Below are 9,799 nucleotides of genomic sequence, written 5' to 3' on the forward strand. Positions count from 1 at the left end.
GCTTGGGCTTCAGCCCGAGCGTGAAAATTACGCTCGGGCTGAAGCCCAAGCTACGGTTGGCAAACATCAACGGTGTGTCAAAAATAAATTATGAAAAATCTACTTTTCGTCCTTTTGTTATGTATCACTTCTGGTAGATTACTAGGACAATCGGCTACTACGCCAGGCATTAGTGTCATTGGTTATCAAGAAGGAGGCGTCAATCATTTGCGCTGGGCACCCGCAAATTATGCGAGTTGGCAGGCGTTGAGTCAGCAAGGCTACCATGTTTATCGGTATCCGATGGGAGAGCGCGGTGCTGATTTTTCGGCAGGTGAACAATTGACAAGTATGCCGCTGCGAGCTAAAAGCCTTGAGGAACTTAAAGCGCAATTTGGGCGCGACCATCAGTTGGCGGCCATTGCTGCTCAGGGCCTTTACGGCGAAATAGAGATGGCCCCAGAGGCTGGCCTCGCCGGAGGGATCGTTGCTCGCCATACGCAGGAAGAAAACCTCTTTGGGTTTGCCATGCTTGCCGCTGATGCTGACCCCGAGTTGGCGATTGCGTTGGCTTTAGGCTGGGAAGACAAAACAGCTACCGCTGGCAAAAGCTATGTTTACGAAGTGGCCCCTGCGGTTGCAGAGAATGCAGTAGCTGTGCCAGGCAGGTACTTTTTGGAGCCTACTGCGGAGTTTCCACTGCCACGAGTGTCAGCCTTGGAGTTGATAGAAAAAGAACAAGAAATAAGCCTCCGCTGGAATCCCGCTGAGAATCCCTTCCCTGCTTCGGGCTACTGGATAGAACGCTCGTCGGATGGTGGCCGCAACTTTAAACGCCTTAACAAGGTCCCGTTTATCGTTATCGATAACAGTATCTCTGACTCGCTGGCTGGCGGATGGGCTACCTTTCGGGTACCACTCACAGAAAATTATGTACCCGCGAGTTATAGAGTACGTCCCTTTGATGCCTTTGGTAGAGTGGCCGAAGATATTAGCTGGGTCGAAGGTATGGGCCGTGATCGTACGCCTCCACCAACACCTCTGCCTCAGCAGGTGCAGCAACTTCCGGAAGGATCACTGATCAGCTGGCGGATGCTGGAAGAACCGACAGACTTGGCGGGTTACTTTGTTGCCTCGGGGCCTACTGCCGAAGGACCTTATTCTTGGGTCAATGAAAAGTTACTTACTCCTAACCAAAAAGCATGGCTGGATACCAAACCGGCGGCACCTGGCGAAAAGCGTTACTATACCGTTACTGCTATTGATACGGCGGGCAATTTCGCACAGTCGCTGCCGATCAATAATTTTTGGGTCGATAGCCTGCCTCCGGCACCACCGCAAGGGCTAAAAGCACACATCGATACCACGGGACTACTTTCCCTGGAATGGGCCCCAAACCAGGAAAAAGACCTCATGGGCTACAATGTTTTCTTCGCAAATGCGGATGATCACCTGTTTACCCAGTTGAACAGTACGCCTATAACGAACCCCGGCTACACCCATCATTTGTCATTGAAAACGCTGACGGAAGAAATCTACTACCGAGTAGTGGCTATGGATGGTTATTTCAATGCTAGCGACTATTCGCAGGTCTTGAAAGTGGATAAGCCGGACCTGATCGCGCCGGTAGCTCCCCAAATTAAGCAAGTGACCATCGGCGCTACGAGTGTCGACCTACAACTGCTACCCAGCCCTAGCAAGGATGTTACCCACACCGAAATCCGTCGCCGTGAGCCAGGCCAAAATAATTGGGAAAGACTCACCCTGCTAGAGGGCAAACCAGAGATTTACCAAGATCGGACGGCCCTTGCCGGGAAAAACTACCAATACAGTGTCAGGTGTCATGATGACGCCACCCTGTGGTCAGCTTCTTCGGCGGTTATGCAGGTTCAAATGACGCAGGCTTCCAATCCCGCCGGCATAACCGCCATTCAGTTGCAGATGACCAGTACGCGGGATGGCATCGAGCTTTCTTGGCAAAACCCCGTTGTACCATCCGGTTATCGGTTGTTGCTGTATCGCGCGGTCAATGAGGGCCCATTACGGCTACTGAAATCATTGCCTGCCGAGGAGATTTCCTACCAAGATTTGACGACCAATAGTGGTGATCGATACCAGTATGGCCTGCAAGTAGTCTATGATTACGGCGGTGAATCCCTACTGACAGAAAGTGAGTTTCTTCAATTTTAAGTTGAACTGTTTTCAGGATGCATTAAGTCTCTTTACGCTTTACCTCAAGGGGCGACGGAGTCGCCCCGCATCCTTCTACCAAGCTAAATCCCTGTTTATGAATTATTGGCAGTCTTCCTTTTTGTGTTTACTAGCTTTTCTGTTGTTGTCATCAAATATTGCTACCCAGAACCTGGAAAACCTTGGGCAACAACCGGCGGTACAGCTCAGCGGTAACTTGCAACTGGGCACGCAGTTTTATCAAGCCAGCGGCATTGACGGGCGATCGACCTCCCCAAATTGGAACATGAGCGGTAGTGCCAACCTACAATTGTACGAGGTGTCGTTGCCTTTTTCTTTCACTTTGGGGCAGCAAGGCCAACAGTTGAACTACCCACGGTTTGCCCAGTTTGGGATGAGCCCGACTTACCGTTGGCTCAAGGTTCATGCAGGGTGGCGTAACCTCAATTTCTCGAATTACTCGCTGGCAGGGCACTCTTTCTTGGGGGTAGGCGTGGAGATGGACCCCGGTTTGTGGCGCATTGGTGCCATGTACGGACGCTTGCGGTCGGCACGAATGGCTACCACGAGTGTTGCAGGAGGACAGTTGCCTGCTCGTTACCAACGCAATGGAATGGCTTTCAAACTGGGCATTGGAGAAGACAATCAGTTTATTGATCTGATCTACTTTCAGGCCAAAGACGACCCCAATTCACTTCCTTCTGGAATGATCGACAGTACCTTAAAGGCTGCTGAAAATGCGATTGTGGCATGTACCTGGCGATTGCCTTTAGGCAAAAAGATAAACTTCACGGGCGAACTGGCGGGCAATATGCTCAACCGCGACCAACGATCTAACCTCGCCGCAGGTTACTTGTCTACCAGCATTCCTACGCCCTTGGAGGTACGCACTTCTACGCAGCTCAACTATGCCGTAAGGGGAGGGTTGGAGTTTGATTTTTCACCGGTATTATTACGCACAACTTTCGAGCGCATCATGCCCGAGTTCAATAGCTTGGGGAGTTACTTTTTTGCCAATGATTTACAGCGATGGCTGATTGCACCTAAAATCTCTTTTGCGCAACGAAAGGTGAACTTGTCTGGCTCACTAGGCCTGGAACGTAATAATTTGTTGGGCTACCGCTTAGAAACGACACGGCGGATTGTTGGCAACGCTGTGTTGAATATCAACCCTAACCCGCGGTTTGGTGCGGATATTAATTTCACGAATTACAGTATTGATCAGCTCGACAGCCGCTTGGATAATATCGACTCTGTAAGGGTAGCGATGGTGACGACCAACTACAGTGTCAGTCCGCACTGGCAATGGCAGGATAGCCTACGGTCGCAACAGGTTTTTGTGCTCGGGCAGTTCCAGGCACTTAATGACCGCAACCCCTTTACGCGTGAATTCACGAACATGGAAACTTGGCTGGCTATGGTTTCTTATAACTTGGGAATACTCCCCAGCCAGTGGTCTTTCAACTTCTCATTACAAGCTCAGCGCATAGATGTTTACCCGTTACGCACCAATCGTTTTGGTGGTAGTTTTGGTGTGAATAAATCTACCAAAGATGGTCGCTGGAGTGTGTCGTTACACAATTCTGTGTTTAAAAACTACCTCGATCAGGAAGCGGATGGCCTGTTGTTAAGCAGTAGCTTGAACCTAAGCTTCGCACCAGCTAAGCGGCACCAGTTGAGCCTTTACACCAGTTTAAACCACAATAAATCCGAACAATTCGCCAACTATACGGAGTTATTTGGTGGCATTCAGTATCAATACAGGTGGCGGTAATTTCTTTTGTAAAGCTATTTTTACTTTGACTTTTCTAGCCACAAAGGCACAGTGACACGGAGTTTTTTTTTAAAAAAAACTCCCAATAGAAACCTCCGTGTCACTGTGCCTCTGTGGCTAAATTTACTACAAAGTGAGTATGGCTGTGTTACACCGCATCCCGCTTCTTTGCCAACAGCAACCATCCCGCCCATACCACACCAATGCCCAGGAGGATCAAAGCAATGAATTCTGCCTGGGTAAAACCTCCGAGCCCTTCGTGGCGATCATTGACGCGAATGCCTTCAATCATGAATCGCTCCGCACCGTTAAACATCAGGTAGATGGCGAAAAGTAAGCCTGGCCACGCTGTCGTTTTTTTGCGTAAGCCCCAAAGAATGAGCCCGATGGTAAAGGCCATCATGGTTTCGTAAACAGAGGTAGGGTAGACGGCCTCTGCTAAATGGCTGCAATATTTTCCAACGCAATCGGCCATTTCTACGCCACGATTGAGCACATTTCGAGGATAATCCTGGGCCCATAGCCAGTCGGGAAGAAACCACCAGTCTGGTTGTGCTGCTGCCGGGATTCCCCAGTCGCCATCTCCCGCCAGGTGACAGCCCATACGACCTACACCATAAGAAACAATTAGCGCCGGCGCAACAGCGTCGATCACAGGTAAGACGGGAATAGCTTTGCGCCGAAGTAAAATATACACACCTACGAAACCACCAATCAAGCCCCCATAAATCGTCCATCCATCTCCTGAGAAAAGCTGCCCCATAGGATCTGCAAAAAAGGCTTGTGGTTGTTCAACGACGGTAAATAACTTGGCCCCAATAATACCCGAGATAACCGCCACCGTAGAGATGTCCATGATCCTATCGTGCGGATAGAGTGTTTTGAGTTCTTCTTTGGTGCCTTGTTTTTTACGCTGACTATCCAGATAGAAGTAATAAGCAGTAAGCAGGCCTGCACCTATTATCCCAGCCAGCCAGTTTCCCTTGCCGGAAATAATGATGCTCGCAGGGTCAGCTTGCATGGCATCCAGGTTTTGGACGATATATACGAGCTTAAAACCGACGATGAAACCAAAAAACGCATTGAGTACATAGTCCTGGATATCCAATGGTGCATTACTGATGATTTTGGCAGGAACACCTTGGAATTGACCGATTTCAGCACGCCGTTGGAGTTCCTTTTTTAGCAAAAAGGCTGCTGTTAGTACAGCTAACGCAACGAGCAAACCAAAGGTCTTGAATATGCTCAGCCAATTGTCGGTAGCGGTGCCAAAGAGATCGTGAAACAGGTAGGAAAGATCAGGATACATGCTTTGTTGGTCTTGGTATTTGGTGGTTAGTAAAGGGAAGAAAGCATATTGTTTTGTTCTCTTTACAAAGCGTTAGTAGCACAAGGATAAGATTTATTACCGTTTTTAAAAATTGATTTTGCAATCCTATGAGCTAATTTTGTTGCTGTAAATCCCCCCGTAGCTCATTTCAATGTATCCGATCACCGCATCAATCTCTTCATCTGTCAGGTTTTCAAAACTATTCATAATGGTTGGGCCCCACTCTCCCCAAAGCTTTTGTGCGTGTTGATTTTCGCCCAAAGCGATCATCTTTTGTGAGTTCCTGATCCATGCGTACAAGGTGGTGTCACCACCATGATCCCTCCAGCGCTCCCGCATTCCGCCTAGCGCTGGGCCTGTTAGATTGGTCTTCATATCACCAGCATGGCAAGCCGCACAGTTGTTGCGGAAAATGGTTTTACCTAAATCCAAGTGTTGGTATTTTGGATCGTTCGCCCATTTTTCCGTGGGAGATACGGTGCCACAGTAAAATTCTTGTGAGGAGTTTGGGTTTTGCCATTCACTGAAACACAGCAAGAAAAACAAACCGGATAGAAAGAGCCAACATAAAATGGCAATTGTAGAGAGGTGGCGCAGCATAATGCTTTTGCTTTTAGGTTAATTTACTTGATAATTTTCGCTTGACGTTTAATGGTGGAAAATGTCAGCGTATTTAAAGTTAAAGGAGATTTTTAAGAATAACTAGAACACATCCCTGAAATCCCTATCTTTGTGAACTTTACGAAAACCAAACATGGCAAGTAACGTTTCAGCCACCAATGGGACAATTTTCACGCTCAATCTTCTGGCAACCAATGAAGAAGAGCAACCCATCTATGTTGTAGGTAACTTTAACCGTTGGCGGGTAGCGGATGAACGTTACCGAATGCAGCAGGTTGCTACAGGTCATTTTCGTTTGGAGCTTCCACTCAAAGACCTTCCTGAAATACTCGAATACAAGTATGCTCGCGGCAGTTGGGATCACGTAGAACTCGACGATAATGGCAATGATCGCCCCAATAGACAGGTCTTGCGCTCTCATCATGAAGCCACAGATGAAGTAATTCGTTGGAAGCAGGATCGTTTTTCTTTTCCAGGGGCTTTTTTGCCCAAGATTGAAATCATCGAGAACGATTTCGAGATGCCGTCATCTGTACAGACCCGACGGATTGCAGCTTTACTTCCTCACGATTATTATGAAACCGATCGGCACTATCCCGTTTTGTACCTGCAGGATGGGCAGAACCTCTTCGATGATTATGCACCTTATGGTAACTGGGCGGTAGATAAACGCTTGGCACAACTACAACAGGAAGGCCGAGGCGATATCATCATCATTGCCATTGATCATGCCATGGATAAGCGAATCGTAGAGTTTACACCTTCTACCACTGAAACCCGCTTTGGTAAAGGACAAGGCCGTTCTTATGTCAAATTTTTAGCCGAAAGGCTTAAACCCTATATCGATCAACGATTTCGGACGCTCCCCAACTGTCATAATACCGGTATCGGAGGCAGTTCAATGGGCGGACTGATCAGCATTTATGCTGGTATGATGTACCCGGAAGTCTATGGCCGCCTGATGGTCTTTTCACCATCACTTTGGGTTACCCCAAATATTCCTTTCCAGCTGCTGAACCTGAAAAATCCTTTTTCTGGAAGGGTCTATCTCTACGGTGGTAAAAAGGAAAGTGCCACAATGATCCCTAACCTACAACGATTAAAGAAAGCTTTGGAAAATCAGGCTTCAAAAACAAAGCCGGAATTTTTCCTCTCTGTCGATCCAGATGGGGAGCACAATGAATCCCGCTGGGGAGAAGAGTTTCCTATGGCCTTGAGCTGGCTTTTCTTTCACGATCAATTAACCACCACCTAGGATCCCAAAAACCTGAAAATGACGCTACAATTTCAATCGGATTTCCAACCACAAGCACAGCAAACCATTATTGTCCCGGTGGGCCAAAACCAGGGGCAAATAGCTGCTGCGCCACTTGCGAAAATTAGTCAACTAGTTGGGCAACAGGAGGATGTGATTCTTCGCGGCTTTAAAGCTGGAGCAAAAGAAGTGGTGAGCCTACCTAGTGGCGACCAATTATTCGTTCTTCTAGGCTTGGGCACTAATGTCAATTTTAGTAAAACCTTACAAGCTTTTCAGCACCTTTCCAGCAAGCACAGTCATTTGCTTACCGCAAAGACGACCCTCCTGTGGCCAGCCACGGAAGGAGATGATTTATTTGGATTGTTGAGTGAAGCTGCTGTCAACGGACTGTGGCAAGGGAGCTACCATTTAGGGCGTTACAAAACGAGTAATGGCCAGGCCAATGTTGTACAAAATGCCGATTTCGAATTAAGCATTGTTTTACCTGAGGACCAATTAGCTGCAGCTAAAGAATATTGCCAGCGTGGGTTGATTATCGCTCAGGCACAAACGGAAGTGATGGCGCTGGTTAATGCGCCCGCAAATTATAAACACCCTCATGACCTTGCAGCTTGGGCAAAAGCTTCGGCAGAGAAGTACGGTTATCAGGCGACGATTTGGGACAAAGAACAGATTACTAAAGCAGGGATGCACGCTTTGTTGGCCGTTAATTATGGCAGTCCGGAACCACCTGCTTTTATCTTTCTGGAATACAAAGGCCCTAATCGTAATGGCACCCAACCGAAGATCGGTCTGGTAGGCAAGGGTGTTACCTTCGATACCGGCGGTTTGTCCATCAAGCCTTCCACCAATATGCACTACATGAAGAGTGACATGGGCGGTGCCGCAGCGGTTTTAGGAACGATGGAGGCTGCTGCGCGGCTAAAATTACCAGTGCATTTGGTAGCAGCAATTCCTTCGACCGACAATTCTGTGGACGCTTTGGCAGTAAAGCCTAGTGATGTCATTTCTTCTTATAGCGGTAAATCCATCGAAATCATCGATACCGATGCAGAAGGTCGCCTGATCTTGGCCGACGGTTTGTCGTATGTCATCCGTGAACACGCACCACAAGTTATCATTGATTTAGCAACCCTCACGGGGTCCAGTGTTCGGACTTTCGGTTATCAAGCAGCAGCCTTGTTTAGTAATGACGACCAACTGGCACATCATCTAGAGCAGGCTGGCCGGCAAACTGGCGAACGGGTATGGCGCCTGCCTATTTGGGAAGAATACGGCGAGGATATGAAATCGGATGTCGCTGATATCAAGAATTTTAGTGGCCGCCCGGTAGCAGGTGCGATCACTGCTGCCAAGTTTCTGGAGTTTTTCACGGATAACCATCCTTCTTGGGCACACCTCGATATTGCGGGCACCGCTTTTGGCGATACGCCTTACGGAAAAGGTAAGGCAGCTACGGGCTACGGCATACGGTTGTTGATCCAGTTTTTGATGTCGGTTACGCAAGAGTAAAAAACAGTACAAAATAAATTGAGCCGACGTTTTTCAAGTAGATGCTTAAACGCTTTATTTTGAGTGTATTAATCTGTTTGTAAAACCCAAAAGTAGACGCGAAGCGAACGCTCAGTTTGTTTTTTGCGCAATGTAACGATTTGGAGATTAACCATTCTAAAGAAGATTATGCGGCTTTTTGTGCCACTTTGCCAGACCTGCCAATCTGTTGCGAGCCTTGGTACCTGAATGCCGTTGCGGAAGATGGTCAATGGTCGGTAGTATTGGTGAAGGACGGAGAGAAGACACTTGCCGCCCTTCCTTATTTTCACAAGCATCGGATGGGTCTGCATTACGTGACGATGCCTTTGTTTACTAAATACATGGGGTTTATTCCTGGCCTTGAGCTTAGGCAGAATCCACCCCAAGAAGTCCTGCGCTTACTCTTAAAGGCACTGCCTAGTTTCGCTGGTATTGATCAGCAGTTTAGCCCATTGGCGAATGATTTTATTCCACTACTTCCAGATAGTTTCCAGACATTCGCTTATCATACACACCGCTTGCAATTAGGCCAAGGACAGGATTGGCGCTCGGGGATTAACCGAAATATGCGCCGAAATATTCGCAAGGCTGATGCTTTGCTTACGTTGAAAACGGAACTTGCTCTTTCTACTTTTTATCAAATAAACGAACTGAGTTTCACCCGACAGGGCCTCGCTCTTCCCTATTCTTTTGCGCAATTAGAACGCCATGACCAAGCTTTGGCTAAAGCCGGAAGAAGGCAGATTTTTGCGGCAGTGGATGCGGAGGGTAATATTCACTCCGTTGCTTATGTGATGTGGGATAAGCAAGCAGCTTATTACCACCTTTCCGGCGATGACCCTGAGCTGCGCAACAGTGGTTCTGGCATCTGGCTTATCGCCCAAGCCCTCGATTTTACCCAGCAGCAATTGAAATTACCCATCTTTGATTTTGAAGGAAGTATGATTCCTGCTATCGCTGCGATCCGCGAACAATTTGGCGCTACCAAAACCACCTACTACCGAGTCCAACAGCAACGTTCTTATCTGTACCGAGCACTAAAGTGGTGGAAAAATAGATAGGTTGAGATGTGCCTTTATCTGGTTTGAGTAGCCGCACCCCGCACCTTCCCGCA

The 9,799-nt window shown here is 47.9% G+C and carries 7 protein-coding genes; 5 read left to right on the plus strand and 2 right to left on the minus strand.

Annotated elements, in window-relative coordinates; translation table 11 throughout:
• Positions 1-90 precede the first annotated feature (90 nt).
• Both ACRBG0_RS27850 and ACRBG0_RS27855 read left to right on the plus strand, forming a co-directional pair.
• A complete protein-coding gene (locus tag ACRBG0_RS27850) occupies positions 91-2,169 on the plus strand; it encodes a fibronectin type III domain-containing protein (RefSeq protein WP_431490105.1) in 2,079 nt (692 codons plus the stop codon).
• 97 nt (positions 2,170-2,266) lie between these two features.
• A complete protein-coding gene (locus ACRBG0_RS27855) occupies positions 2,267-3,943 on the plus strand; it encodes a hypothetical protein (RefSeq protein WP_431490106.1) in 1,677 nt (558 codons plus the stop codon).
• Positions 3,944-4,091: 148 nt separating this feature from the next.
• Here ACRBG0_RS27855 and ACRBG0_RS27860 read toward each other — a convergent pair whose 3' ends face one another.
• A complete protein-coding gene (locus tag ACRBG0_RS27860; protein WP_431490107.1) occupies positions 4,092-5,252 on the minus strand; it encodes a prolipoprotein diacylglyceryl transferase in 1,161 nt (386 codons plus the stop codon).
• A 126-nt stretch (positions 5,253-5,378) separates the two neighbouring features.
• Positions 5,379-5,873 carry a c-type cytochrome gene (locus ACRBG0_RS27865; protein WP_431490108.1) on the minus strand — a complete coding sequence of 165 codons (495 nt, stop codon included), beginning with the start codon at positions 5,871-5,873 and terminating at the stop codon, positions 5,379-5,381.
• 154 nt (positions 5,874-6,027) lie between these two features.
• Here ACRBG0_RS27865 and ACRBG0_RS27870 point away from each other — a divergent pair, with 154 nt between their 5' ends.
• From ACRBG0_RS27870 to ACRBG0_RS27880, 3 genes are all read left to right on the plus strand, one after another.
• Entirely contained in the window at positions 6,028-7,149 is a 1,122-nt protein-coding gene (locus ACRBG0_RS27870) for an alpha/beta hydrolase (RefSeq protein WP_431490109.1), read from the plus strand.
• Positions 7,150-7,167: 18 nt separating this feature from the next.
• A complete protein-coding gene (locus tag ACRBG0_RS27875) occupies positions 7,168-8,664 on the plus strand; it encodes a leucyl aminopeptidase family protein (protein WP_431490110.1) in 1,497 nt (498 codons plus the stop codon).
• A 140-nt stretch (positions 8,665-8,804) separates the two neighbouring features.
• Entirely contained in the window at positions 8,805-9,746 is a 942-nt protein-coding gene (locus tag ACRBG0_RS27880; RefSeq protein ID WP_431490111.1) for a GNAT family N-acetyltransferase, read from the plus strand.
• The last annotated feature ends 53 nt before the right edge of the window (positions 9,747-9,799 follow it).

The sequence above is a fragment of the Lewinella sp. genome, from assembly GCF_050633125.1.
Lineage (GTDB): Bacteria > Bacteroidota > Bacteroidia > Chitinophagales > Saprospiraceae > Lewinella.

Excerpts from the sequence above, each read along its gene's own strand:
- ACRBG0_RS27850 (WP_431490105.1), top strand. The coding sequence starts at position 91 with ATGAAAAATCTACTTTTCGTCCTTTTGTTATGTATCACTTCTGGTAGA.
- ACRBG0_RS27855 (WP_431490106.1), top strand. The coding sequence starts at position 2,267 with ATGAATTATTGGCAGTCTTCCTTTTTGTGTTTACTAGCTTTTCTGTTG.
- ACRBG0_RS27860 (WP_431490107.1), bottom strand. The coding sequence starts at position 5,252 with ATGTATCCTGATCTTTCCTACCTGTTTCACGATCTCTTTGGCACCGCT.
- ACRBG0_RS27865 (WP_431490108.1), bottom strand. The coding sequence starts at position 5,873 with ATGCTGCGCCACCTCTCTACAATTGCCATTTTATGTTGGCTCTTTCTA.
- ACRBG0_RS27870 (WP_431490109.1), top strand. The coding sequence starts at position 6,028 with ATGGCAAGTAACGTTTCAGCCACCAATGGGACAATTTTCACGCTCAAT.
- ACRBG0_RS27875 (WP_431490110.1), top strand. The coding sequence starts at position 7,168 with ATGACGCTACAATTTCAATCGGATTTCCAACCACAAGCACAGCAAACC.